The organism is Pseudanabaena sp. SR411, assembly GCF_002251945.1.
Lineage (GTDB): Bacteria > Cyanobacteriota > Cyanobacteriia > Pseudanabaenales > Pseudanabaenaceae > Pseudanabaena.
Window position 1 is genome coordinate 41648 of the sequence record NZ_NDHW01000061.1, and the last position, 26182, is coordinate 67829.

23 protein-coding genes and 2 pseudogenes are annotated in these 26182 nt (G+C 42.2%); 17 read left to right on the forward strand and 8 right to left on the reverse strand.

Features of this window, described 5'->3' with window-relative positions:
• Positions 1 to 148 precede the first annotated feature (148 nt).
• The 4 genes from B9G53_RS04605 to B9G53_RS04620 all read left to right on the forward strand — a co-directional run bounded on the left by B9G53_RS04605 (position 149) and on the right by B9G53_RS04620 (position 3473).
• Positions 149 to 1147 carry a ribose-phosphate pyrophosphokinase gene (locus B9G53_RS04605; RefSeq protein ID WP_094529663.1) on the forward strand — a complete coding sequence of 333 codons (999 nt, stop codon included), beginning with the start codon at positions 149 to 151 and terminating at the stop codon, positions 1145 to 1147.
• Between the two features lie 543 nt (positions 1148 to 1690).
• Positions 1691 to 2317: a global nitrogen regulator NtcA gene (gene ntcA, locus B9G53_RS04610; RefSeq protein ID WP_094529742.1), complete on the forward strand. Its 627-nt coding sequence runs from the start codon at positions 1691 to 1693 to the stop codon at positions 2315 to 2317.
• A gap of 100 nt (positions 2318 to 2417) precedes the next feature.
• Complete coding sequence (gene secG, locus B9G53_RS04615) at positions 2418 to 2759, forward strand: preprotein translocase subunit SecG (RefSeq protein ID WP_094529665.1); 342 nt, start codon at positions 2418 to 2420, stop codon at positions 2757 to 2759.
• Positions 2760 to 2828: 69 nt separating this feature from the next.
• Positions 2829 to 3473, forward strand: coding sequence for a Uma2 family endonuclease (locus B9G53_RS04620; RefSeq protein ID WP_094529667.1), 645 nt, complete (start codon positions 2829 to 2831; stop codon positions 3471 to 3473).
• On the opposite strand, the gene coaE is transcribed toward B9G53_RS04620, so the two are convergent.
• Positions 3459 to 4067, reverse strand: a complete 609-nt coding sequence (gene coaE, locus B9G53_RS04625; protein ID WP_094529669.1) for a dephospho-CoA kinase — start codon at positions 4065 to 4067, stop codon at positions 3459 to 3461. The two genes, B9G53_RS04620 and coaE, sit on opposite strands and share 15 nt — an antisense overlap.
• 70 nt (positions 4068 to 4137) lie before the next feature.
• Between coaE and B9G53_RS04630 the strand changes: the two genes are divergently transcribed.
• Together B9G53_RS04630 and B9G53_RS04635 are read left to right on the forward strand one after the other, a co-directional pair.
• Positions 4138 to 4392 carry a SemiSWEET transporter gene (locus tag B9G53_RS04630; RefSeq protein WP_094529672.1) on the forward strand — a complete coding sequence of 85 codons (255 nt, stop codon included), beginning with the start codon at positions 4138 to 4140 and terminating at the stop codon, positions 4390 to 4392.
• A 52-nt stretch (positions 4393 to 4444) separates the two neighbouring features.
• A complete protein-coding gene (locus tag B9G53_RS04635; RefSeq protein ID WP_303396064.1) occupies positions 4445 to 5170 on the forward strand; it encodes an NnrU family protein in 726 nt (241 codons plus the stop codon).
• Positions 5171 to 5214: 44 nt separating this feature from the next.
• Here the strand turns inward: B9G53_RS04635 and B9G53_RS04640 are convergent, their stop codons facing one another.
• The gene (locus B9G53_RS04640) at positions 5215 to 6327 is read right to left on the reverse strand and encodes a histidine kinase (protein WP_094529674.1); all 1113 of its coding nucleotides are present in this window, start codon (positions 6325 to 6327) and stop codon (positions 5215 to 5217) included.
• A 59-nt stretch (positions 6328 to 6386) separates the two neighbouring features.
• Here B9G53_RS04640 and B9G53_RS28370 point away from each other — a divergent pair, with 59 nt between their 5' ends.
• Entirely contained in the window at positions 6387 to 8939 is a 2553-nt protein-coding gene (locus B9G53_RS28370) for a DHH family phosphoesterase (RefSeq protein ID WP_254923551.1), read from the forward strand.
• 330 nt (positions 8940 to 9269) lie between these two features.
• A pseudogene (locus tag B9G53_RS04655) lies at positions 9270 to 9488 on the forward strand (helix-turn-helix domain-containing protein); the annotation flags it as partial.
• A 118-nt stretch (positions 9489 to 9606) separates the two neighbouring features.
• Here B9G53_RS04655 and B9G53_RS28375 read toward each other — a convergent pair.
• Positions 9607 to 10571 (reverse strand): annotated as a pseudogene (locus B9G53_RS28375) (IS256 family transposase); the annotation flags it as partial.
• Here B9G53_RS28375 and B9G53_RS27190 point away from each other — a divergent pair.
• From B9G53_RS27190 to B9G53_RS27910, 3 genes are all read left to right on the forward strand, one after another.
• Entirely contained in the window at positions 10480 to 10785 is a 306-nt protein-coding gene (locus tag B9G53_RS27190; RefSeq protein WP_176453092.1) for a hypothetical protein, read from the forward strand. The pseudogene B9G53_RS28375 and the gene B9G53_RS27190 overlap by 92 nt on opposite strands.
• Positions 10786 to 11073: 288 nt before the next feature.
• Positions 11074 to 11544 carry a phycocyanin gene (locus tag B9G53_RS04675; protein WP_094529682.1) on the forward strand — a complete coding sequence of 157 codons (471 nt, stop codon included), beginning with the start codon at positions 11074 to 11076 and terminating at the stop codon, positions 11542 to 11544.
• Between the two features lie 129 nt (positions 11545 to 11673).
• A complete protein-coding gene (locus tag B9G53_RS27910) occupies positions 11674 to 12987 on the forward strand; it encodes a phycobilisome rod-core linker polypeptide (RefSeq protein WP_217901506.1) in 1314 nt (437 codons plus the stop codon).
• Between the two features lie 39 nt (positions 12988 to 13026).
• Here the strand turns inward: B9G53_RS27910 and B9G53_RS04685 are convergent, their stop codons facing one another.
• Positions 13027 to 13761 carry a TVP38/TMEM64 family protein gene (locus B9G53_RS04685; RefSeq protein ID WP_094529749.1) on the reverse strand — a complete coding sequence of 245 codons (735 nt, stop codon included), beginning with the start codon at positions 13759 to 13761 and terminating at the stop codon, positions 13027 to 13029.
• 88 nt (positions 13762 to 13849) lie between these two features.
• Between B9G53_RS04685 and B9G53_RS04690 the strand changes: the two genes are divergently transcribed.
• Positions 13850 to 14608: a bifunctional 2-polyprenyl-6-hydroxyphenol methylase/3-demethylubiquinol 3-O-methyltransferase UbiG gene (locus tag B9G53_RS04690; RefSeq protein WP_094529684.1), complete on the forward strand. Its 759-nt coding sequence runs from the start codon at positions 13850 to 13852 to the stop codon at positions 14606 to 14608.
• 590 nt (positions 14609 to 15198) lie between these two features.
• Positions 15199 to 18006, forward strand: coding sequence for a preprotein translocase subunit SecA (secA, locus tag B9G53_RS04695; RefSeq protein ID WP_094529686.1), 2808 nt, complete (start codon positions 15199 to 15201; stop codon positions 18004 to 18006).
• Between the two features lie 49 nt (positions 18007 to 18055).
• Here secA and B9G53_RS04700 read toward each other — a convergent pair whose 3' ends face one another.
• Together B9G53_RS04700 and B9G53_RS04705 are read right to left on the reverse strand one after the other, a co-directional pair.
• The gene (locus B9G53_RS04700) at positions 18056 to 18808 is read right to left on the reverse strand and encodes a GvpL/GvpF family gas vesicle protein (protein WP_094529688.1); all 753 of its coding nucleotides are present in this window, start codon (positions 18806 to 18808) and stop codon (positions 18056 to 18058) included.
• A 53-nt stretch (positions 18809 to 18861) separates the two neighbouring features.
• Positions 18862 to 19848, reverse strand: a complete 987-nt coding sequence (locus tag B9G53_RS04705) for a metallophosphoesterase (RefSeq protein ID WP_094529690.1) — start codon at positions 19846 to 19848, stop codon at positions 18862 to 18864.
• Positions 19849 to 20089: 241 nt separating this feature from the next.
• Between B9G53_RS04705 and rlmN the strand changes: the two genes are divergently transcribed.
• A complete protein-coding gene (gene rlmN, locus B9G53_RS04710; RefSeq protein ID WP_094529692.1) occupies positions 20090 to 21160 on the forward strand; it encodes a 23S rRNA (adenine(2503)-C(2))-methyltransferase RlmN in 1071 nt (356 codons plus the stop codon).
• A 40-nt stretch (positions 21161 to 21200) separates the two neighbouring features.
• On the opposite strand, the gene thiL is transcribed toward rlmN, so the two are convergent.
• Complete coding sequence (thiL, locus tag B9G53_RS04715; RefSeq protein WP_094529694.1) at positions 21201 to 22211, reverse strand: thiamine-phosphate kinase; 1011 nt, start codon at positions 22209 to 22211, stop codon at positions 21201 to 21203.
• Between the two features lie 131 nt (positions 22212 to 22342).
• Between thiL and B9G53_RS04720 the strand changes: the two genes are divergently transcribed.
• The gene (locus B9G53_RS04720; protein WP_094529696.1) at positions 22343 to 22627 is read left to right on the forward strand and encodes a GIY-YIG nuclease family protein; all 285 of its coding nucleotides are present in this window, start codon (positions 22343 to 22345) and stop codon (positions 22625 to 22627) included.
• 63 nt (positions 22628 to 22690) lie between these two features.
• Here the strand turns inward: B9G53_RS04720 and argC are convergent, their stop codons facing one another.
• Complete coding sequence (gene argC, locus B9G53_RS04725) at positions 22691 to 23749, reverse strand: N-acetyl-gamma-glutamyl-phosphate reductase (RefSeq protein WP_094529698.1); 1059 nt, start codon at positions 23747 to 23749, stop codon at positions 22691 to 22693.
• Positions 23750 to 24739: 990 nt separating this feature from the next.
• Between argC and B9G53_RS04730 the strand changes: the two genes are divergently transcribed.
• Positions 24740 to 25132, forward strand: coding sequence for an AbrB family transcriptional regulator (locus B9G53_RS04730; protein WP_094529700.1), 393 nt, complete (start codon positions 24740 to 24742; stop codon positions 25130 to 25132).
• 224 nt (positions 25133 to 25356) lie between these two features.
• Positions 25357 to 26151, forward strand: a complete 795-nt coding sequence (locus tag B9G53_RS04735; protein WP_094529702.1) for a TatD family hydrolase — start codon at positions 25357 to 25359, stop codon at positions 26149 to 26151.
• Positions 26152 to 26182 lie beyond the last annotated feature (31 nt).

Here is a 26182-nt window from a genome sequence, read left to right on the forward strand (position 1 = left end):
CCAAAAATTAGAGGCTATGCTTCTAGTTTTTGGCTTTTATTTTGTTTTGATTGGAAAAAATATCTAATTTAATCATAAACAGATAGTACGAATAGCGGATTAAGCCTGACAATAGAATGATGGCTATGTTACCTCCTGATAAATTGCAGTGACACACTTAACGACTACTAGGCATGGACTTCACCGACTACCTTCTTTAAATAGCGGTGAAGACCGACTTAGGCTGTTTGCTGGCTCAGCAAACTTGCCACTTGCCCAAGAGATTTCCCGTTATTTAGGTATCGAACTAGGGCCTATGGTGCGAAAAAATTTCGCTGACGGGGAAGTCTATGTGCAAGTACAGGAATCGATTCGGGGTTGTGATGTTTATCTGATCCAACCTACTTGTCGCCCTGTTAATGACCATTTGACTGAATTATTAATTATGATTGATGCCTGCCGTCGTGCGTCGGCAAGACAGATCACCGCAGTTATGCCTTATTACGGCTATGCAAGAGCCGATCGCAAAACCGCAGGACGAGAGTCCATTACTGCAAAATTAGTTGCTAACTTAATCGTGCAGTCTGGAGCCGATCGCGTGATTGCGATGGATCTTCACTCAGCTCAGATCCAAGGATATTTTGATATTCCTTGTGATCATGTTTATGGTTCTCCAGTTTTATTTGACTATCTCAATGAGAAGAAGCTACCTGACTTGGTGGTGGTTTCACCAGATGTAGGGGGAGTAGCTCGGGCTAGGGCTTTTGCCAAGAAACTCGATGATGCTCCTCTAGCGATCATTGATAAGCGCCGTCAAAGCCATAATGTGGCTGAAGTGATGAATGTCATCGGAGATGTGTCTGGTAAAACTGCTGTCCTTGTTGATGACATGATTGATACGGCTGGCACAATTTATGAAGCAGCCAAACTCTTGAGAAAAGAGGGGGCGCGACAGGTTTATGCTTGTGCAACCCATGCTATTTTTTCACCGCCAGCGATTGATCGCTTGTCAAGTGGTGTATTTGAAGAAGTAATTGTGACTAACTCAACACCTGTGAGACAAGAAAACTATTTTCCGCAATTACGGGTACTATCAGTTGCTGACCTTTTAGGTGAGACAATTTGGCGAGTCCACGAAGACACCTCTGTAAGCAGCATGTTTCGGTAGGGCTCAACCTTCATGTCTTGAATAGATCCGTTTTTATTTCGTGATTATTTTCACAGCTATACTTAATTCAATAAAAAGTACACTATGATACAAATTGCAATTATGTAGTAAGTTTAAGTGAGAATACTTATCTCTATTTCTAGGTAAGCTTTCTAATTTTGTGACTTAACTTTGACTAATTAGAAAAGTTTTCATTGCCTTCTCAAGTCACAACTTTGAAGGCAATGTACGCTGAATCTACATATACTTTCATGCTGTAGATTAGGTTGAAAGCTAACATATATCACTCAAATTGATTGTGTGCTGGCATACTTTCTTGAGAATTTGAGATTTTGCCTGTTTTCTAGTCTAGTAAGCACTAAATGATGCTTTATAGCTTTTTCTAGTCTAGTTAAGTTGCAAAGGACTGTTTCTCTCGCCTTCGGAGAGAGAAACAGTCCCTTACTTCACGAGACTGTGAAGCGCTATATATACTGTTTTATTTTTGGTTAAAGAGGATATATAAGATTGGCAGACCGTGCTCTTGTTGAAGTCTTTCGCGAAATGAATGGGGGAATGTTTCCACCCATGACGGAAACGTTTGAACGCGGTAAGACAATTTTTTTCCCTGGTGATCCTGCGGAACGTTTTTACTTTTTAGTTAAAGGCGCAGTAAAACTTTCTAGAGTTTACGAAGCAGGTGAAGAAATTACAGTTGCCCTATTACGAGAAAATAGTGTGTTTGGCGTTTTGTCATTAATTACTGGCAATCGCTCTGATCGCTTTTATCATGCAGTAGCATTTACGCCTGTGGAGTTGCTCTCTGTCCCCATCGATCAAGTAGAGAAGGCACTGAAGGAAGATCCCGAATTACCGATGGTGCTATTGCGTGGTTTGTCATCACGGATTTTACAGACGGAGATGATGATTGAGACGCTTGCCCATCGAGACATGGGATCAAGGCTAGTCAGCTTTTTGTTGATTCTCTGTCGTGATTTTGGTACGCCTTCGACTGAAGGTGTGACGATTGATCTGAAGTTATCCCATCAGGCGATCGCCGAAGCGATCGGCTCTACGCGAGTGACAGTGACACGATTGCTGGGCGATTTGCGAAAGCAAAAAATGATTGCGATCTCTAAAAAACGAATTACAGTCCATAACCCGATTGAGTTAGGTCAACAATTTGCTTAAAGAAAGTAGATGTGTTGCTTTGCAACACATCTACTTTCTAATCTAATTGTTGATGCGTTAAGCTGTTTATAGAAAAAATATATAAAAAAAAATATCTGAAATGTACGAAACTTTAAAAATAATTTGGTCTATTGTTGCCATTTGCTTAGTGGTCTTAATTTTGTTACATAGTCCTAAAAGTGATGGTTTGGGTGGCTTTAGTGGTCAAGCTCAGCTATTCTCAAGTACCAAGAGTGCAGAAACAGCCCTAAATAGGGTGACTTGGTTTTTAACTGCTGCTTTTTTGGGCTTAACAGTAGTTCTTAGTGGTGGTTGGTTTACAACGCCCACTGTGACGGCTCCACCACCAGCACAAGTCGCACCTGCAACTAATGCTGTACCTAATTCACAGCCAATTCCCTTAAATTTACCTGCGACAACTCCTGAACAGCCTCAGCAATAAATATTAAGTTAGGGATATGCGACACTTCGGGTTGCATATCCCTATTTAGTTAGACTACCCATTAATAAAATGACGGTTACTGTTACTAAATCTAGCGATCGCACTAGCAATCAGATATTACTCCCCTCAATCCGATGGGAAACATATCGGGCGATCGCAGATGATTTAGAAGTACAGCCCAGTAAGCGACTTACCTATGACAATGGACTTTTAGAAATTCGGATGCCCTCTGACCTGCACGAAAATTATAAAAAGCTGTTAGGTCGGATTGTTGAGGCTTTAACAGAGTCATTGGAGATGGAAATTCGTAGTTTAGGTTCAATGACCTGCGATCGGCAAGATTTGGCAAGAGGTCTAGAACCTGATCAATGCTACTACATCCAAAATGAGGAGCAGGTTTGGGGCAAAGACAAGATTGATTTACTAATCGATCCCCCACCAGATTTAGCCATTGAGATCGATATTACGAGTAGTTCGCTGAATCGATTCGCCATTTATGCCAAATTAGGAGTGCCTGAAGTATGGCGCTATGATGGTCAAGCGATTACGATACATCAACTTGTTGGGGATCTCTATTCTCTAAGCGATCGCAGCATGGCTTTTCCTATCTTAAGAACAATCGATCTTCAGAATTTTTTAGAATTTAAAAGCACTTTGAAGGAAAATGCTTTGATTCGGCAAGTGCGTGCATGGGCAACTTCACATCATATTTAAGAAAATTCCTGACTGTGAGTTAAGCAGTGCATTATCAACTTGAAAGAATAACTCTTCGGGGTTGTCGGAATTAACAATTACGACATCGGCTAGTTCTATTTTCTCAGATTGAGACATTTGACTAGCAATCCTTTGCAATGCTTCAGATTCTGACAAATGATTGCGGTTCATTAGTCTTTGTAATTGTTGTTGGGGATCACAAGCGATCGCCCAAGTCTCGGTTACTAAACTCTCCATTTTTGCTTCAAAAAGTAAAGGGATCACCATGACTACAGTTGATGGTGCGAGGCGATTAGCTTCACTAATTAAGCACTCTTGAACATAGGGATGGATTAGCTGTTCGAGCCATTGACGCTCAATATCGCTATCAAACACGATCGCCCCCAACTTGCGGCGATTAAGATTACCTTGATCATCAAAAATTAATTTGCCATAGCGATTGCGGAGTTTCGCTAGGCGTTCGCCTGTTAAAGCTTGGCGAGCATAAAGATCGGCATCAAGAATTGGCAAGCCATAGGTATGGTGTAAATAATCGGAAACCGTGGTTTTTCCTGTAGCAATGCCTCCTGTGATGCCGATGATGCGTTGTTTCATGTGTTTTAATTCTAATTTGGGGATGCCTTGCTAAGCAAAACATCCCCAAATTAGCTTATTTGTGTACCCTATGGACTTCACCAATCTCCTTGGATTTACGGCAGCCGCCCTAACGACATTTGCCTTTTTGCCGCAGGTAATCCAAGTATGGAGATCGCGATCGACAAAAGATATTTCTTTGCCGATGTTAATTACTTTTATTGCGGGGATTACGCTCTGGCTGATTTATGGGTTAATCGTTAATGCTGCACCAATCTATATAGCTAACGCGATTACGCTTTTGTTAAATCTGGCAATTTTGCGCTTCAAGCTCAAGTATGGCTAAACTATTGAGAGTGTTGCGTTGCCGCAATTTCAATCAAGTTAATAGTTTTAATATGACCTCTTTTAGCTCCTTTTTCTCGACCTATTTCACCCATTTTGTAATGCTGGGCTTAATTTTGACCTTTGCGATCGCCCATAGTGGGCTTGCCGAATTACGAATGTGGGCTGAAGAACGAATTGGAGCAAGGCAATACCGTGTGATTTTTGCATTAGTAAGCATTCCGCTTGCGGTAGTGTTGCTAATCTATTTCTTTAACCATCGTTACGACGGGGTGCAGTTGTGGGATGTCAAGGGAGTTACAGGCGTAAGTGAGTTTGTCTTGATTCTTTCCGCAATTTCTTTTCTCTTCCTTTATCCTGCGACGTTTAACTTAACTGAAGTTGCTGCGATCAAAAAGCCAGAAGTCCATTTATTTGAAACGGGGATCATCCGTATTTGTCGCCATCCTCAAATGATTGGTCAATGTTTATGGGGAATTGCCCATGCGCTGTGGTTAGGAACTTCTTTTACATTGGTTACAGCGATCGCTTTAGTTGTTTATCATTTATTTGCAGTATGGCATGGCGATCAACGTTTATTTAAACGCTACGGTGATGCTTTCTTAGCGGTTAAGGAACGCACTTCGATATTGCCGTTTGTGGCGATCGCCCAAGGTCGTCAGCAATTAGTTTTACAAGAATTCGTGCGACCCGCTTATATAGGCGTTGCCATCACAATTGTGTTATTTCGTTGGTTACACCCAATCGTGATTACTGCATCCGCAAATGTGAATTTATAAGAAAAAGGCGGCGCATTGCGCCGCCTTTTTCTTATTTAAAAAGCTTAGTAAACTGGTAGCGTAAATCGAAAACAACTGCCTTTTTTGCCGATCGCGTCATCGACCCAGATCCGACCATAATGAGCGGTAATAATGCGGCGACATAGGGATAAACCAATTCCATAGCCATCAGCTTCATCATCACGCTCTAGACGATAGCGCTCCTCAAATACGCGATCGCGCATTTCTGCAGGAATCCCCGGCCCGTTATCGGTAATGCTAACTTCAATTTTTTGAGCAGTGCGATGCATGACTGTTAGCTCGATTTTGCCTCCTTCGGGCGTATATTTTGTGGCGTTCCCCAAAAGGTTGATTAAAACTTGACGAATTTTTTCTTGATCGATATACACAGGTGGTAGATCCGTGGGAATATCCTTAACTAATTTTTGCATTTTCCCCTCTAGACATTTGTGAAAATAAAAATCGCTGACGACACTATGACAAAGCTGATCGAGTTGAATTTTTTGGCGCTGGGTACGAAATTGAGCATTAGCTCCCCGTCCTGCCTCGAGAATGTCGGTGATCATGCTGTCAGCATCACGCGCTTTATTACGAGCATGTTTGAGCAATCGAGAAACCATTTGCGGATCGATTTTGTCGCCGCTTTTTTCGATGGTGTCGATCGCTAATAAGATCGCAGTTAAAGGATTCCGCAAATCATGGGCTAACATGCCCAGCACTCGATCTTTGAAGCGAATTTGCTCCTCAATTTCAGCTTTTTCCTGTGATAACCGAAACACATCATCGGCAAGATGTGCGACTTCGTTCATATAGTCAATATTTTGAGCAAGTTCGGGGGGATGGTTAGTGGTTTTGTCTAATACTTGTTGTTTCCAAGTATCCCAAGAGTTATCTAGTTGCTTGAGTATGTTTTTCCCCGCAATCGTTTGACGTGGTAAAGGTGATAATTTTAGTAAAGCTGGAGACATGACGACTTTAAAGAGTTCGGCAAGCTGTGGTTGACTAGCAACATTGATTATTTGCAGTTCGGAACGGCAATCATTTTCCCGATGCAAAAATTCCTCTACTTCCTTGACTAAATCCTTTGCCTTAGGGCGATCGTCAATAAATAGTAAAAGTTGTAGTGTTGATTCAGGTAATGTTGGAATAGTCCTCATTGGTTTTCGGACTCGCAACGGATTTTTAAGACATTCTTAATAATTATATTATTGTTCTCATGCTTTTACCTCAACAGCGATGGCAGATTTTCTCTCCACAACCAGATTTGTCAGAAACAATCGCTAATTCTACGGGACTTTCGCCCATAATTGCTCAGGTTTTGCTAAATCGCGGTATTGATACGCCCGAAGCTGCAAAGATTTTTCTCGATCCTGAACTGGAAGATCTGCCTGATCCCAAACAAGAATTTCCCGATTTAATTGCGAGTATTGATCGCATTGAGCTTGCCATTAAAAATGGCGATCGCATTACGATCTGCGGTGACTATGATGTTGACGGCATGACTAGCACGGCTCTATTAATTCGGACCTTGCGATTATTAGGTGGCAATGTGGAATATGAAATTCCGAGTCGGATGACGGAGGGCTATGGAATTAATGCACGGATTGTGCAAGATTGTCGCGATCGCGATGTCAAATTAATCATCACCGTAGACAATGGCATTGTTGCTTATGAGGCGATCGCTCTCGCCAAATCCTTAAATATTTCTGTAATTGTTACCGATCACCACGAAGTCCCCGAAGACGCTAGTAAAATCCCACCTGCAACCGCAATCCTCAATCCGAAATATCGCGTTGATCCCAATTCACCCTACGCGGCGATCGCAGGTGTCGGTGTTGCCTATGTGTTGGCGTTGGAATTAAGCGATCGCTTCGGCAAACGCGCCGAATTAGAAAATCCTTTATTAGAATTATTTACCCTTGGCACAATCGCCGATCTTGCATCATTAACAGGAATCAACCGCCGATTAGTTAAAAAAGGTTTGCGCTTGTTATCTCAATCTAAAGTAATTGGCATTATTGCGCTGATTAACGAAACAGGAATTGCTAAAGATAAACAAACTGGGCTAAAACCTGAAGCGATCGGATTTGGTCTGGGTCCTCGCATTAATGCGATCGGACGGATTGGCAATCCCCAAGTAATTATCGATCTATTAACCTGCGAGGAGATGGGTGAAGCGATCGCTTTAGCGCAGGAATGTGAAGCTACTAATCGCAAGCGTCAAGATCTTTGTAAAGAAATTGAAGAAGAAGCGATCGCTTATATGGCCAAAAAGCGATCTGAGGGGTTTGATATTACTCAAGAACGAGTTTTGGTAATTGTTGATCGTGAGGTGAAAGAAGCCCTCACCCCCAGCCCATCTCCCAAGGGGGGAGAGGGGAGTAAGACTTCTACTAAGCGCAAAAAATCATCATCTAAAAGTTCTGCTTCCCTCTCTTCACTTGAAGAGTCCTCTCCTAAAAGCGAGGACTCTTCAAATCTTGCTCCCCTTTCCCCTACTGGGAGAGGGGCTGGGGATGATGGCTGGCATCATGGGGTCATCGGCATCGTTGCCTCGCGACTAGTCGAACGTTATGGCGCACCCGTCTTTATTGGCAGTTATGAAGATGCTCATTGTGAAGATTCTGAAACAGAATCAAATCATCAAGGTGCAACTGTCCGCTTCTCAGTGCGCGGTATCCCTGAATTCCATGTCTTTCATTCCCTCGAATACATTGCGAATATCCGTAACAAAGGTGGTGGACACAAGGCGGCAGGAGGTTTTACGCTTCCTGCGGAGAATATGGAAAAGCTGCGAAATGGATTGAGAGAATTTGCCGATCGCGAAAATCTTCTTCCTAGTCACATCATGCCGCTGATCAATGTTGATGTACTAGCGGATCTCAGCGATATCTCAATGACGATGTTACAAACCTGCGATCGCCTGCAACCTTGCGGACTCGGCAATCCCGATCCTGTGTTTTATAGTCAAAATGTGCGCGTACTTTCTCAACAAACTCGCGGCAGAGATAAAGTCAAACATCTTTCTCTAGAACTAGATACAGGCAATGGCAAGATCAAAGCGATCGCATGGCGTTGGGGAGAATATTGTCCTGTGCCTGATTATGTGGATATTGCTTACAAATTACGCGCTAATCAGTGGCAAGATACAACTTCAGTAGAATTAGAAGTAGTTGGCATTCGCGAAGCAACAGGTACAGCAATGGAAAGTTCTCAAAATTCGCCTAAGCATTTGCAATTGCAGTATAAATCTGCGCCCGTAATTACCAAGATTCCCCAATGGCAAAAACTCAGCGAAGCACCCAGACCATTGCCTCGCCCATTATTGCTATACGGATGTGATCGCCCTGCTGATAAGTTTCAAGGTGATGTCGATTGCGATCGCCCCATACGCGATCGAGATTATCATGCAGTTGTGTTATGGACTTTACCGCCATCTTTCACCCATCTGCAATGGTTAATTGCCACAGCCAAACCTGACTATATCTATCTTGGTTCTCATATTCCGTCTGTTCCTTCCATTGATCAATTTCGCGCTCAAGTTCAATCTCTTGATTTAGAGAATATAGAGAAATTAAACCTGTTAGATATCTCTCAGCAATGGTGGATTTCTCCTAGTGCGATCGTTTCGGCTTTGCGCGAACTTGGCTACATCTGCGATTTCCCCCCGACATTACCGCTTGATGGAGAGTTGCTGAGAATGCAAAAATGGTATGGCATTGCGATTAATAAAATTGCAGTAATTCTTGCTGATCAAATTGCTGATTAAAAATGCTCACATATACTTATAGGTAATCTATAGCTATAGCCACCTGTATCAGGACAAATCAAAACCCAAATAGTGTGAGGCGGCGCTTCGCGCCGCCTCACACTATTTGGGTTTTATGTCCTAACAAGAATGGCTACAGCTATACTTGCAGACTCTTTGGAAAATTTTGGAGACTAATTATGACTGTTGCAACATATCTAGACTTACTCAAAAGGACTGTTCTTCTCTATCGTGATGAAGATGGCTATTTTATTGTGGAAGTTCCTAGTAGACAGTCAAAGAATTATTGACGGGTAAAATAAAGGCATAGAAAATAGTAAGGAAAAAGCTATGCCAGCAAAACGATACAAAGTGACATTGAGAGAAGAAGAACGCCAAAAACTAGAACAAATCACCAAAAATGGTAAGTCAGCAGCAGCTAAAATTAACCATGCTCATATTTTGCTAAAAGCTGATGAGAATCAAGAGGAAGGAGGATGGAAAGATCAATCAATTAGTGACATTTTCAACATCAGCATCAGAACCATTGAACGATTGAGGCAAAGATTTGGGTACTGGTCAGTTAAGACGTGAGGCAGTGAAAGCCGCGCAATGAAATCAACTCCAGCATGGAAAGCGGTCGATGATATAACCGAGACTGTCAAGTAGATTGTGTAAAGTCTAGGAGCTAGAAGTGGAGACGATCCTCAAAGAGGATAGCAAAGCGATTGAGGGCGGGTTTCCAATCACGAATCGAGCCTTGTCCATTTCTTAGAAATATTCCGCATCGCCAAATAGACCAGCTTAAAAGCAGCCTCATCAGAGGGGAAAATCTGTTGAGATTTAATCACCTTCCACAAACTGCTATTCATTGACTCAATCGCATTGGTGGTGTAAATCGCCCTGCGAATCTCAGGTGGGAAAGCAAAGAAGGGGATAATATTCGCCCAATGATTGCGCCAAGACTTGGAGATTGTAWGGATATTGCTTGTCCCACTTCTCCGCAAAGAGTTCAAGGTTAAACTCCGATTCCGTTGCCGCAGCATAAATAGCCTTGAGGTCGGCACAAACCTGCTTGCGCTGTTGCCAAGGCACAAAAGCGACTGAGTTTCTGACCATGTGGACAATGCATAACTGTACCTGCGTTTTCGGAAACACCGTTTCAAGTGCATTAGGAAACCCAGACAAACCATCAACGCAAGCAATCAAAATATCCTTGACCCCACGGTTATGAATTTCAGGGAGTACCGATAGCCAGAACTTTGCACCCTCATTGGGGGAAATCCACATACCCAGTAATTCCTTGTACCCGTCCATATTCACTGCCAAGGCAAAGTACAAGGATTTATTGAACTCGTCCATTGTTTCGGACTTTGATGACCAGACAATCCAGAAATACAATCGGGTAGACCGCATTGAGGGGACGGTTTTGCCATTGCTTGACTTCATCAATTACCGCATCAGTGACATTAGAGATTAGTGTCGGTGATACTCGACTCCATACTTTTCTTGCAACTGGGCTTGGGTATCTCTGGCGCTCATCCCTCGCGCATACAAGGCAATGATCTTCTCGTCTAGTCCTGACAATCGGCTTTGTCCTTTCTTCACCATCTGCGGTTCAAACTCACCTTGCCGATCGCGGGGGACTGCGATTTCGGCTACGCCTAAGTGGGAACTGCTTGAACCAAAATCTGTACAAGTCTTTCAACGAGATCTAGCCCTGACGTTTACTTTCTATGAATTTGACCCCAGTTTGCACCGTCATATTCGGACGTCGAATCATCTGGAGCGTTTATTCCGTGAGTTTCGCACTATAGCTATAAATCTGATGAGATGGGCGCATTCCCTCACGAAACTAGTTGCTTAACCGTTTTTTTCTTAGTGGTTGAGCGAGATCATGCTAAACATGACCTCAAATCGGTGGCGAATAAATAATGACACTAACAATTCTTGTGGGGGTTATGTCCTAAGCAAAACTTGCATTACTATATGTCGAAATATTTTATTAAGTTAACTTTGATTTCATTCTTGGATGTTCAGGTAAATAGAATCCTATTGTTAGATTATTGGGGGAATTTCGAGAGACTGTTTTCAAGATTGCAGAAGGCGAATAAGTATATTTACTAAGTTTATTTGAGGGGTAACAAAGAAGATTATGCTAACAATGAATCGCACCTTGGATGAAAAAATTGCGAATATTGATCATGTCTATCTAAATGATAGTGATTTGTTCAATTTAGAGCGTTTTGCTAATAGCTTTTCAGTACGTGTCAAGACTTATAATCTCTTGCGCGATCGCGCCGATGAAATCACGATCAAAGCACTCAAGCTCTTGGCTCAACAATATCCTGAATTAGTTCAAAAACAGTTGCAACGATGCAAATATGACATGTCTAACGTAATTCGTTATACATCGCTATCAGTATTACGTGATGATGAACTCTTCTTTCGAGAAACCTTGATGGATTGGTTGGCAAATATCATCAATTCCTATCAAATTGCTAAAGAATGCTCTACTGCTTATCGTCTCTTGCAGTCGGTAGTTGACGAGATGTTACCTGCTGAATGTGCCGCTTTGGTAAAGCCCTATTCAGAAATGGCTATCGCAGCATTGCTCAATGCTTAACTAGGAAGTTACCCACCAAAAAATCAACAGCCCAAGCTATAGAAATTTACCTCCGAGACTCTAGGTGATTCATAGCCAATTTAACCAATGTTCAGAAGTTTTTTGTAGAGAGTTTTTGGAGAAGATGTCATGGATACCCATACCCCCATCACCATCGATCGCAAGTCCACCGAGATAGAGCGTCAAACCGCTCTTCGTCAAATTTATGCCCAAGTGCTGGAGCGACAGCCCTATGAATATGAACGCAAAGAGATTGCCAAGCTTGAGAAAGATTTTCTTAAAGGCAAGTTAGGGGTAAGACATTTCATCGGCGACCTAGTCATGTCATCTGTTTATCTCAACAGTTTTTATCGGGACTGTTCTAACCTCAAGTTTGTGGAATGGAGCTTTAAGCATCTGCTTGGTAGAGCAATCCAAGGACATGAAGAGATTGCCAAGTATATGGATTTGCTGATGATGAAAGGTGTATCTGCATTTTTTTATGAGATTCTTGGGTCTGAAGAATATCGCAAAGCATTTGGTTGTTTCACAATTCCCTATGCTCGTGATGTCAAATTCTATGATTCACCTCGTAACTATCTCCAAACCGATCTCCTCCAACATGAGCATGTGGGGCAACGGGGCAAGGTCATCCCCACTATCTATTGGCAACAACTAGGCATGGATTGCGAAACAGGTACTTGTGTTATCCCTGAAGAAATGATGCATGATTTAGAAGCCATGAGTCATTCTGTTCATTCTGCAACAGATCGCCAAAAAGCCCTTGCTCAAATCTATGCTCAAGTGCTGGAGCGTCAACCCTACGAGTTTGAGCGAAAAGAGATTGCTCATCTAGAGAAAGATTTTCTCGCGGGCAAAATTGATGTGCGGCATTTTCTGGGTGAGCTAGTTGTATCTGAGCTATATCTAGATAGTTTTTATCGTGATAGCTCTAATTTGAAGTTTATGGAATTGAGCTTTAAGCATTTGCTTGGCAGAACAGCCCATGATAAGGAAGAGATTGGGGTGTATACGGATGTACTAACCAAGCATGGTGTCAATGCATTCTTCCATAAAATCTTTGATTCTGAAGAATATCGCAAAGCCTTTGGTTGCCATACTATTCCCTATGCCCGTGATGTGAAGTTCCATGATTCCCCTCGTAATTACTTACAGAGTGATTTGATCCACCATGAGCATATTGGGCAGCATGGAAAAGCTGTGCCAACGCTCTATTGGCAAGAGTTGGGCATGGATTGCGAGACAGGTACTTGTGTGATGCCTGATTCTAAGGCTGATTATCAATCTGTTGCTGAAAAAACTAAAGTTAAAGAGCCAGTTTCTAAAGCGCTAAATGAAGAAATCGAAGAGCTTTTACAAATGTTGCAAAACAGTGATGCAAGACAAGTTTTGCAAAGTATGAATGAAAATCAGCGATCGCTACTCCGTAATCTCGCTAAATAACTAAATAAAAAAGGCGAGCCAAGCTCGCCTTTTTTATAGCTATAGTTTACTAACAAGAATTTTATTGGCAAGGCGGCTAACTTGAATAGTTACGGCAAGAGTTGCCACCAAGCCTAAAACTTTAATACCCCATCGAACAATTTGAGTTTGGGGATTACTAATTATGTTGGCTGGTTGCATTTCCAGCAAAGCAATATCTCCAAGCAAAGAACCAAGATAAACATACATAATTGTGGCTGGAATCATCCCAATTGAGCCTAAGACATAATCTTTCAAAGCCACACGAGTTACTCCAAACACGTAGTTCAACATATTGAATGGAAAAATTGGTGATAGCCTTGTCAACAAAACAATTTTGAATCCATCGATCGCTACGGCTTCATCAATCGCCCGAAAAGTCACATTTTTGTTAATCTTTTCACTTACCCAGTTTCGCGCAAAATATCTACCAATTAAAAAAGCAAAGGTAGCCCCTAAAGTTGCCGCAACAAATACATAGACTGAACCCCATACCAAGCCATATATTGCGCCACCGCCCAAAGTCAGTAAGGATGCTGGAATAAATAAAACCGTTGCTACGTTGTAAATAACAATAAAAGCGATCGCGCCAATAGCTCCCAGCATCTTAACCCAAAGCAAAGTACTTTGAACAAAAGTACTAATCCTAACGTGGATACTCAGGTGCTGAAAAAACACTATCAATAAAAGTGACGAAGCCATCAGAAATATAACTTTCAGCCAAAATTTTGGTGTATTAAATCGCGATCGCTTCATAAAGACTTCGGTTAGTTTTAGGAAACAGAAAATGAAAAAAGCAGTAGCCCTGCCATAATGAGCGCAAAGAGCTATATTGCAATCTAACATGGTCACTATATCCCCTACGCCAATTTTCTTAGAAGGATATTGGCAAGACGGCTTTGGATTGGAAAGACATTTGCAAGAGTTCTTGAAACTAGATGCAGTGACGATTACTGAGAAACTGCAAAATTGTCGTCATGACTTAGCAAATTTAGGAAATACCGACTTTGACTGGGAAGAAGCAACAGCTTTTTACAAGGACAAAGTTGGCGAAATGTATTTGTTTAAATTGAGTGTCTGGCATCTTGAGAGTCAAGACTATATTGGCGGCACTCTTAAACTAATTGCCGATCAGGCTAAAGGGCGGGTGCTTGATTTTGGTGGTGGCATTGGTACTCATGCGATCGCTACCGCAATGTGTCCAAATGTCGAATCGGTTGTCTATTGTGATATTAATCCGATTAATCGAGGTTTTGTCGAATATCGCTTTCAGCAGTTAGGATTAAGCCACAAATTGTCATTCCGTTCAGAGCTTCCTCAAGAGGATTGGCTAGAAGGACATTTTGATACAGTCCTTTGCTTTGATGTGTTGGAGCATTTACCTGATCCTAGTGATCAGTTGATGCAGTTCCACAGGATGCTTTCACCTCAAGGAAAAATTATCGTTAATTGGTATTTCTTTAAGGGTTTTGAAAATGAGCATCCCATTCATTTAGATGAGCCTGAAACTGTAGATACTTTTTTCCGCACATTGCAAGCTAATTTTCTTGAGGTATTTCAGCCTCATTTAATTACAGCCCGATGTTATCGAAAGTTTGATTAAGTACTTGTGCAAAATAAATTCCCAAACCCGTAAAGTTACGCCCCGCAGGGGGCGTAACTTTACGGGTTTGGGTTTGTAATTAATTATGCCTATCTACGATTAAGACCAAAAAAAGTTGAGGCGACGATACGCGCCCCCTTAACTTTTTTTGGGTCTTAATTGTCAAATGATCAAAAAATAAGCAACAACGTTATAGCAGCGCAAGAGATAACTAGGACAAATCAAAACCCAAAAGATGAGTGGCGGCGCTTCGCGCCGCAACTCATCTTTTGGGTTAAGCAAAACTTACATTGCTATAGTGGTATGAATCAATGACAGTACAAAAACAGAGATTGTGCCGCGAAGGTATCACAAGCTTTTAAGTTTTAATTTTATTTTAACAACGATGGGAAATACCCCGCCGCTCTGCGGTGTGAATATATTCTAGTAAAAAAGAATTTAATTCCCCGTCCGCTTGCGGTAGTGTGATCCATTTGCTTCGGTTATCCGAAGCTTGTAATCTCAACAGTCGGGTAATATATACTTGTAGTCCAAAATCGTATTAAATATCACGTTTGGCGCATCCCCTGTTTTAACTGCATTCGGTAGCTATGTTTAACCTAAAAAACCTGATTGGCGATCCTAATAAGCGTAAGCTTGACAAACTCCGTCCCGAAGTGGCTCTCATTAACTCCCTAGCCCCAGAGTTAGCGGTGCTAAGCGATCGCGAATTGCAAGGAAAAACAGGAGAGTTTAAACAGCGTCTCGAAAACGGGGAACCACTCGATGACCTCCTACCTGAAGCCTTTGCGGTTGTTCGTGAGGCGGCTACCCGCGTTCTAGGCTTGCGTCACTATGATGTGCAGATGCTCGGCGGTATGGTACTGCATCGGGGTGAAATAGCCGAAATGAAAACTGGGGAAGGCAAAACTCTCGTCGCTACATTACCCAGCTATCTTAATGCCCTCTCAGGCAAAGGCGTTCACGTAGTTACTGTTAACGACTACCTCGCTCGCCGTGACGCGGAATGGATGGGGCAGGTACATCGCTTTTTAGGAATGTCAGTGGGCTTGATTCAAAACTCAATGGAGCCAGTCGAGCGGCGCAAAAACTACGGCTGTGACATCACCTACGCCACTAACAGTGAACTCGGTTTTGATTATTTACGTGACAACATGGCGACTAGCATCGAAGAAGTGGTGCAGCGTACCTTTAATTTCTGTGTAATCGACGAAGTTGACTCGATCTTGATTGACGAAGCTCGCACCCCTCTAATTATTTCAGGCATGGTCGAGCGTCCGACCGAGAAATACATCGGTGCAGTGACGATCGCCGATCAATTGCAAAAAGAAACCCACTACGAAGTTGACGAAAAGCAACGCAACGTGGTCATGACCGATGAAGGTTTTGAGCTTGCCGAAAAATTGCTTGGTGTGACAGATTTATTTGACCAAGCTGATCCTTGGGCGCACTATGTATTTAATGCACTCAAAGCCAAGGAATTATTCCTCAAAGATGTCAACTACATCGTCCGTGATGGAGAAGTGACGATTGTTGATGAGTTTACAGGTCGGGTCATGCCTGGTCGTCGTTGGAGTGATGGATTGCACCAAGCGATCGAGGCAAAAGAAGGTACAGATATTGAGAATGAAACCCAAACCTTAGCCACAATTACCTATCAAAACTTCTTCCTGCTCTATCCTAAACTTGGCGGCATGACTGGCACAGCCAAAACCGAAGAAGCTGAACTTGGGAAAATCTATAATCTTGAAGTTACGACCATGCCCACCAATCGCAAGAGTGGACGCAGTGACTGGTCAGATGTGGTTTATAAAACTGAAGCTGCTAAATGGCGAGCCGTTGCCGAAGAATGCCGCGAAATGCATGAAACAGGTCGTCCTGTACTGATCGGAACTACCAGTGTTGAAAAATCTGAAGTCTTAGCAAGGTTGTTGAGTGAAAAGGATATTCCTCATAATCTATTAAATGCGAAGCCTGAGAACGTGGAACGGGAAGCAGAAATCGTTGCTCAAGCGGGTCGTAAAGGCTCAATCACGATCGCTACCAATATGGCTGGTCGTGGTACAGATATCATCCTTGGTGGTAATGCTGACTACATGGCACGTCTAAAGGTACGTGAAAGCTTCATGCCAATGATAGTCCGTCCTGAAGATGACGATGACTTCACCAATGAAGGTCAACGCATGTTTAGCGATCGCCCTCAAAAAGGACAAGGATTTGGCACAACGGATGGCAAGAAGAAAAAGACTTGGAAAGTATCCGATAGTCTCTATCCTTGCGAACTCTCTAAGGATGCTCAAACGATGCTCAAAGAAGCTGTAGATTTTGCAGTTGAGAAGTTAGGCAGAATGAGTCAATCGGAATTGGAAGCAGAAGAAATGCTGGCGGTTGCTTCGGAAAAAGCTCCTACTGATGATGAAGTTATTCAAAAGCTCCGTGAGGCTTTCACCTTAATCAAGCGTGAATATGAAGAAGTCACTGATGCTGAGCATGAACAAGTAACTAAACTAGGTGGTTTGCATGTCATCGGCACTGAACGCCATGAATCGCGGCGTGTGGATAATCAGTTGCGCGGTCGTTGCGGTCGTCAAGGTGACCCCGGCTCGACGCGATTTTTCCTCAGCCTTGAAGATAACCTGATGCGGATTTTTGCAGGCGATCGCGTGGCTGGCTTGATGAATGCTTTCCGCGTTGAAGAAGACATGCCGATTAGTTCAGGAATGCTCACCAGCGCTCTAGAAAATGCCCAAAAGAAAGTAGAAACCTACTATTACGACATCCGTAAACAAGTCTTTGAATACGATGAAGTGATGAACAATCAGCGTCGTGCAATTTACGCTGAGCGTCGTCGCGTACTTGAAGGTGAAAACTTACGCGATCGCGTGATTGAGTATGCCGAACGCACCATGGATGATATCGTCAATGCCTACGTTAATCCCGAACTCCCTCCCGAAGAATGGAATCTTGCGGCGATGGTGAAAAAAATCAAGGAATTTGTGAATCTCTTACAAGATCTTGAACCTGATCAGCTTGATGATATGTTCTTGCCTGAGATGCAAGCTTTCTTGCGTGAAGAAGTGCGTCGTGCTTACGAAATTAAAGAAGCACAGGTGGAGTCATTACAAGTTGGCTTAATGCGTCAGGCTGAACGTTTCTTTATCTTGCAACGGATTGATTCTCTCTGGCGCGATCACTTGCAAGCGATGGAAGCTTTACGCGAGTCAGTTGGTTTGCGCGGCTATGGACAGAAAGATCCTTTGATTGAATATAAGAGCGAAGGTTACGAAATCTTCCTAGACATGATGACGCAAATCCGTCGTGATGTTGTCTACTCACTATTCGAGTTCGATCCACGTCCTCAGCAACAACCTGAAACTATCGAAGCCGAATTTGTGTAAAAAAAGGGAACGCTTAGCGTTCCTTTTTTTACAGCGATTTGTGCTGTAGTTATTCTCGATCTACATTGACAAAGTTATAGGGAGCAGTGAAATCGTTGTAGCGGATTCGGAGACGGTTCTCAAATTGTTGGTCGAGAGCTTCAACGGCGGCGGCAAATTCGGGTTCCTTATCCCAATCGATTAAGAAGGAACCGTTATAGATCATGGTTTCGGTGAGCAATTCTCCTTCCGCATATTCATGGGATAGAGGCTTCAGAGTATCGATAAAAGCATCAATGATTATTTGTTGACGTTGCTCGATCGCCGCTTCTAGTTCTTGCCCGATCGCGATTGCCTCATCCATACTTAAAATCTTACCAACTAGGGCTTCCCGTCTTTCGCGTAAACCCTCATTTTCGGCGACAGCAAGATTTAACTCTTCAGTTTGATTCCAGAATAGTTTGACGCTGACTTCCCGCTTACCAATTAAGTTATGAATGAGTTTTGTGAGTTGATCTTCAAAGGGAATCAACAAATCCTTTTGAACTTCTTCCCATTCATCGACAACTAGCCCGAATTGCAATGGTAAGGGAACCGCTTGATGGGGATCGATCGCTTTCATAAGCGATTCTAAAACGGTTTCATGGGCGAGGAGATGGGCTCGGCTAGCGAGGTAACGCTCCTGTTGGGCTTCACTGTAGACGATCGCAAACGGTGGAAGTGGGTGAAACTGGACGGGCTGATCGTTCATTCCCTTAAGTTCAAGATTCTTGATCAGATCCAGATTTTCAGCTTGCAAAATCGCGTACAGGTATAGGCTCATAGGAATTAATAGTTTAGTTAACTTAAAGTGAGTGGCGCAAAGTGCCACTCACTTTAAACGAGTTTAGTAATTATGGCACGGTCAAATACTTTGCCATCGGTGGCGATCGCTTTGGTGATGATTTTATCTTGATAGACATCAAAAGTCATAAAGCTAAACTGTGAACTTACAAAAGCCGTGTGTGGCGATCGCCCGAATTTGTATAAAGGTGCGCCGCCGCCACCATTAACAATATAGATAGTGCCATCAAGGGGGATAGATCGCTCGTAGCCATGATCATGTCCACAGAGATATAAAGGAACTTTATGTTTAGCGAATATGGGTGAGAGTTTAGCGGCTAATTCGGGACTGCTGCCATGCCTACCTGAAGAGTAAAGGGGATGATGTCCGTAGACGATTTTCCAAGGGGCGGTACTTTTGGCTAGTTGCTGATCGAGCCATGCAAGTTGGGCATCCCAAGGAGCATTACTATTCGTGTCAAGGGCAAAAAATTCTACTGTTCCTGCGTTGACATCACCTTTGGTAAATGAATAGTAGCGATCGCTCATATTAAAAGGCTGGTAATTAATCTGATCTAGCCCGTTATTAGATTTAATAATGTCATGATTGCCTAGCACTGCATAAAATTTCACATCTTTACTTAGCAATGGGGCATAGGGTTCTTCAAAATATGCTTTAGCTAGACTAATTTCACCATAGGAATAAATGTTATCCCCTGCCATGAGGACGAAAGCATAGGGCTTTTGCTGATAGGTTTCCCACATGGACTTAGCAACGGCAAACTGATCGGGGCTACCAAATCCATTATCTGCGATCGCTGCAAACCTCAGTAATGGTTCTTCAGCCGTCTCAAGGATTTCCGAGTTAGTCTTAGAGTCACTATTGCTAGATTTTATTTCAGGATTTTGGCTAGGACTACTTACAGGGGACTGTGCTGAGACAGGCTCGTACTGAACTTTAGATTTGGCGATCGCCGCATAAATTAATGAACCAACTACAGGTACACCAAATAATGTCAGTAAAATTTGACGACGTTTCATAAATTACCAGCGAATATCATGGGAATTTACTATATCAAGAAACCTAAGAAGTAGGTGTAGTGAGCCACACCCGATCTATAAACTCCATAGAACATCAAACAAATAAGATCGGCAATAGACCATTAATTTGATAGAAATGATGCTTCCATGTGTAAAGAGAGATTCTTGGTTTCTGACACACCAAAAAGTGCTGTAAGAAATTTGATAAAATCAATATACTTGTCCCATTTGCTGCCCCGTCATGACTGTCAATACGCTCCCAAATTCTGCTTCTAAAGTCCTACCACTATTGGGACGATCGCTCTCTGAATTGACAGAATGGGTGGTATCACAAGGACAACCAAGCTATCGAGGTAAACAGCTTCATGAATGGCTCTATACCAGAGGAGCGCGAAGCTTAACAGATATTACGGTGTTTCCTAAAGCATGGCGCGAAGAATTTGCTCTGAATCCGACTGCGGAAATGGGGCGATCGCAGATTCATCTTCACAAAACAACTCGCGATGGCACAGAGAAGTTTCTGCTGAAACTCGCTGATGGCGAAATTGTGGAAACAGTTGGTATTCCTACAAGTAAGCGTTTAACCGTATGCGTCTCAACTCAGGTTGGTTGTCCAATGGCGTGCGATTTTTGCGCCACAGGTAAAGGTGGTTTTCGGCGCAACTTGGCAAAGCATGAAATTATCGATCAAGTTCTGACGGTGCAGGAAGTCATGCAGCAGCGTGTCAGCCATATCGTATTTATGGGCATGGGTGAGCCGTTACTTAATTATGAAAATCTAGTTGGGGCAATCAACGTTATTAACAAAGATATCGGCATCGGTCAGCGCAACATCACCGTTTCCACCGTCGGTATTCCTAATCAAATTCCGCGCTTTGCCCAAGAGCATTTACAAGTAACTCTCGCGGTCAGTCTCCATGCACCAACGCAAGAAGTTCGCGCCCAAGTAATTCCCTCAGCCGATCGCTATCCACTGATCGCCTTAATGGATGACTGTCGCGAGTATGTAGAAATCACGGGTAGAAGAATTAGTTTTGAATATACGCTGCTGGCGGGTGTCAATGATGCTCCTGAACAAGCCGAGGAACTTGCCTACTTGATTCGGGGCTTCCAAAGTCACGTTAATTTGATTCCCTACAATACGGTTAGTGATGCGGATTATAAGCGCCCCAGCGAAAGAGCAATTCAAACTTTTGTGCAGGTTTTAGAAAATTATAAAATTGCCGTAAGTGTACGACGCACAAGGGGACTAGAAGCAGATGCGGCTTGTGGTCAGCTACGAGGACAACATGAGAAAGCTCTAGCCAAATAAGATTTTTTGATACTTTTGCGAAGCAAAAGTATCAAAGCCTTTAGGGTTCGTAATGTTGAAAAGCCGATCGCATATCTAACCCATCAAGTTGATTGCCTTCAACAATTTCGCCAATAATTACAGCACTGGATAAAAGCTTTACAAACTTCTCTGCTAAATCCAAAGGCATACATAAAACCAGTTCAAAATCTTCGCCACCATACAAGACCCAATCCAAAGCACGATCGCCTGCCAAGATTTGCACAACTTCAGGAATTGGTAACGCATCCCAAGAAATCTTTGCGCCAACATTACTAGCGCGACAAATTTGGGCGATCGCATCAGCTAATCCATCGCTGCTATCCATTCCTGAGAGAGGAAAACCACTCAAGTGTTTTTTTTCTCTCAGGATTTTATGCAAAAGATGAATTGCATCAAAACGCGGAATTGGTCGCTGATGATAGTTACAGATTGCTTTTACTAGCTCTTGTCCTGCCAGAAGGCGATCGCCTATTTGCATCGGCGCTAATAACTTCTCTTGTAATTTTTCATCCAATAGAAGTTCTAAACCCGCCTTTGAGAGTCCGTGCAAACCTGTCATCACGATCACATCACCAACTCGCGCCGTATGCCTTTGAATGACTTGATTTTTAGGGACTTGTCCAAAAGCAGTTACCGATAAAGTGCGAACAGGCGATCGCACCGTATCACCGCCAACTAATTCCGTGCCATAGGTGCGTAAACATTCACTAAAGCCACGATATACGCCTTCAATCCAAGCGATCACTGTATCAGGTGGTAATCCTACCGACATAACCAAACCCCAAGGATTCGCTCCCATTGCGGCTAAATCCGACAAATTCACAGCCGCCGCCCGCCAACCCACATCTTCGGGACTAGTTGTGTGATCGCTAAAATGCACACCATCCACCAACATATCTGTAGTCACGACCATCTGGCGATCAGAAAAAGTTTCCCCCATGATCGCCCCATCATCCCCAACTACCTCACTACAATATTGCCGAAAAATTTTCAGCAATCCTTGTTCACCTATATCTTTAACATTCGTCATTTTCAGTGAAAGTTAATTAGAATCTAACATATATAAAATTGTGATATTTTTGTATTGATCTAGAGAGCTTGATTTTCCTCTCTATCTATAAAACATCAAGCCATTACCCTGATTAGGAGTTAGATTACACAATGACTAGTGGTATTTACATCATGACTAATAAATCAAATGGGAATAGGTATGTCGGCTATAGCGAGAATATCGAAGTCAGTTATGCAGAAAATATTCGGCAACTTAAAGAGGGTACATTTGGGAAAAAGTTTGAAAGCCTAGTAAGGGATTTTGAAACCTTTGGAGAAAATGCTTTCATCTGTGGAGTCCTTGAAGTAACTGCAAATGATTCATCACTGATGGAAAAACGTTCAAAATATTGGAAAGATCTGATTCAATCTGAATATAATCAACATTCCAGTTAGGTTTTTTACAAATATTTTCTTGTTCCCCTCTCCCAAAGGGAGAGGGGCTAGGGGTGAGGGGCGTTATGGATAGAAAGTGAGCTTAGGTAAAGCTAGTGACTCTTCCCAGCCCATCATGATATTCATGCATTGCAAGGCTTGCGCCGCTTGACCTTTCATCAAGTTATCGATCGCTGAAACCACAATTACTCGTCCTGTCCGCTCATCGACTTCCACGCCGAGATAACAGAGATTTGTACCCAAAGCCCATTTAGTTTGCGGGAATATATTCTTGGGTAAAACCTGTACCCATTCAGAATTGCGATAAAAAGACTTATAAATAGTAAGGACATCTTCCTTCACAAGTCCGGGGTCACGCAGCTTAGCGTATACCGTAGACAGAATACCGCGAATCATGGGGATAAGATGAGGTGTGAATTGAACTAGCACCTCTTGACCTGCCATATCACTACAGATCTGTTCGATTTCAGGGGTGTGGCGATGACTCGCAATACCATAGGCGGCAAGAGAACCATCAGCCTCAGCTAATAACAAATTAGTTTTCGGTTGACGACCACCACCAGATGTACCTGACTTAGCATCAATAATAATCGTACTCGGATCGACTAATCCTTGCTTGAGCAAAGGCTGTAGAGCTAATAAACTAGCCGTAGGATAACAACCCGCACAGCCAACTAAGTCCGCAGTAGCAATGCGATCGCGATAAATTTCTGGTAATCCATACACAGCTTTAGCATTAACCTCAGCATCAGTACGCACCTCTTTGTACCAAGATTCATAAACTTGCAGATCCGTGAAGCGATAATCTGCGGATAAATCGAGGACTTTGCAGCCCTTAGCCAATAATCGAGGTGCGATTTTGCTAGCTAAGCCATTGGGTAATGATAGGAAGACAATTTTGCAGCGATCGGCGATCGCTTCAGGTTCGAGATTTTCGATGGGCAAGTTCACCGCATGGGCAATATGTGGATATAAATCAGCAAAATTTTGTCCTACAGAACCACTGCCACCCATGTAAGTAATATTTACCAATGGATGCTCTAGCAGCAGTCTGACCAATTGGATACCACCATAACCCGACGCGCCAATAATACCTACGGGGACTCGATCCTGTGCGCTCATACCCTTACTCCATCAAAATATTGAAAATGCTTTTCGCGTTTGGGGTAACAACTTAGCATAAGCCAAGCCCTAACCCCAATTAATATCTAAAATCAAGGTCTCAGAAATTCTCATTATAAAAATCAGTTTTTTGAAAGTCCGCCGTTGGCGGACTTTCAAAAAACTGATTTTAGTGTTTCCAGCGTCTTCGGCGATGGAAACACTAAAATCAGTTCCATAATGACAATGTCAAAGGCTAAATTAATGCTTTACATTAAACTGTGGGATGCTCTTTATCCGTTCATACTAAGCTAATCAAAATAGACATTATGTCTATTTCATTTATAGCAATGTAAGTTTTGCTTAGGAGATAAACCCCAAATAAATGAAGGCGGCACTTCGCACCGCCTTCATTTATTTGGGGTTTAATTTGTTAGATGCGTATTTTGCATTATTAATCTCTTGTATGGTTTAGCTATATTTTGCAGCAGCGATAAAAATAAATAATTATGAGAGTGTAAATTGCAAAATCTATAAATCACCTGTATGGGTGAAGAAATATAGCTTTAATTAGTGTGAGGTTTTAAGCAAAAAGATAATTAAAAGCAATATTTCATTACTCATATCAAAAATTACAATAATATCGATACCCAAATCATACGTAAAATAATGTCTAGTTAATTTTGGGTATAAGTTAATCTAAAAGCAGCTATCTTACTTCTTATTGAAGTATTCATCCTGAAATATTAAGTCAAATCCTATAGGTATTTCTTTCGTGTTTCCATGTATTTGCTAAAGTGTGATGGCACTATCGGGCATATTTTTTTTAATCTTATAGAAAATCTTAAAAATATTTTTCGATTTCGTCTAATATTTTGTCCAATATGTTAAAAAATGTACGACAATGAGATAGCAATTCTATATGGTTTAAAATCCCTAAGATTTGCAAAATTTCTTCTATTCTTAGAAAGAAATTTTCAATTTTGAAATCTTGAAATTTTTGATAATCCTATGACAGACACTGTAACTTCTCCTTTAACAGGAAAGGCGCTTCTTCAAAAAGCAAAAGAGCTAAATAACTTACCCAAGCGTGAGCAAGCTAAAAAATGCGGGTATTTCACTCGTGGGAAAGATGGGGTAGATCGCGTTAATTTGACAGAATTTTATGAGGCAGTGCTTGCTGCTAGAGGATTTGCAATTAATCCTGAACAGAATAAAGATGGTCGTGGGCGCGAACCTACGTTTCGAGTTAGCGTTCACAAAAATGGGCAAATCGTAATTGGTTCTACCTATACAAGATCAATGGGTTTGAATGAAGGTGATGAGTTTGAAATTAAGCTTGGATACAAGCATATTCATTTGATCCAGTTGAGTAATGAGCAATCGGAAGATCCTGAAGAGTAAAGCAACACACATATTAAATCTCTGTTAGATAAGGTCAAAATTAAAAGTTAATTGTCTGAATTTTTATTCTTGACAATAAGTTTTAGACCTCAACTATGGAGATTGTTCGACCAGTAAATTTGAGCGAGAAGATTAATACGGCTTTGTGGGGAAGTGTTTAATTTTCTCGCTGTTTTTATCGAGGCTGGTTTTTAGCATAATTTTGATTTTTAGAGTTTCTTTGTATGCAACTAGTAGATACACATGTACATATCAACTTCAAAGATTTTCAATCTGATCTTGAGGCAGTTCGCGATCGCTGGCTAGGTAATGGTGTAACGAGACTAGTGCATTCTTGTGTGAGTCCCGATGAGTTTAGTCAGATTCAGGCGATCGCTGATCAATTTCCTGAAGTGAGTTTTGCGGTCGGGTTACATCCATTAGATAAAAAATTGAATACATTAGGTTGGAATCCTGAAGTTGGCGATCGCATTAAGTCTTTGGCAATTAGTGATCAACGTGTCGTAGCGATCGGCGAAACGGGTTTAGATTTTTTTAAATCTGATAGTAAAACTGCTCAAATCGAAGCCTTTAAATCACAACTCTGCACGGCGCGATCGCTAAATTTACCAGTAATTATTCACTCACGCGAGGCATCTGTTGCAACCCGTGAAGTCTTGCAAGAAATCAATGCAGAATCACCTCAGCAGCCCATTCGTGGCGTGATGCATTGCTGGGCGGGTAATCCTGAAGAAACCCAATGGTTTGTCGATTTGGGGATGTATATCAGCTTTAGTGGTGTGGTCACTTTTAAAAATGCCCATGATTTACATGAGTCGGCAAAAATTGTGCCAAGCGATCGCATCCTAGTGGAGACAGATTGTCCATTTCTTGCGCCTATACCCAAGCGTGGTAAGCGTAATGAACCTGCCTATGTGCTGCATGTGGCTGAGAGTGTAGCGAAGTTGCGCGAGGTGGATCTAGAGTCTCTAGCTTTAGCAACCACCAATAATGCCTTTAAGCTATTTTCTTTATCCTGAAAAAATCCATTCAAAAAAGAGGAGGCGCGAA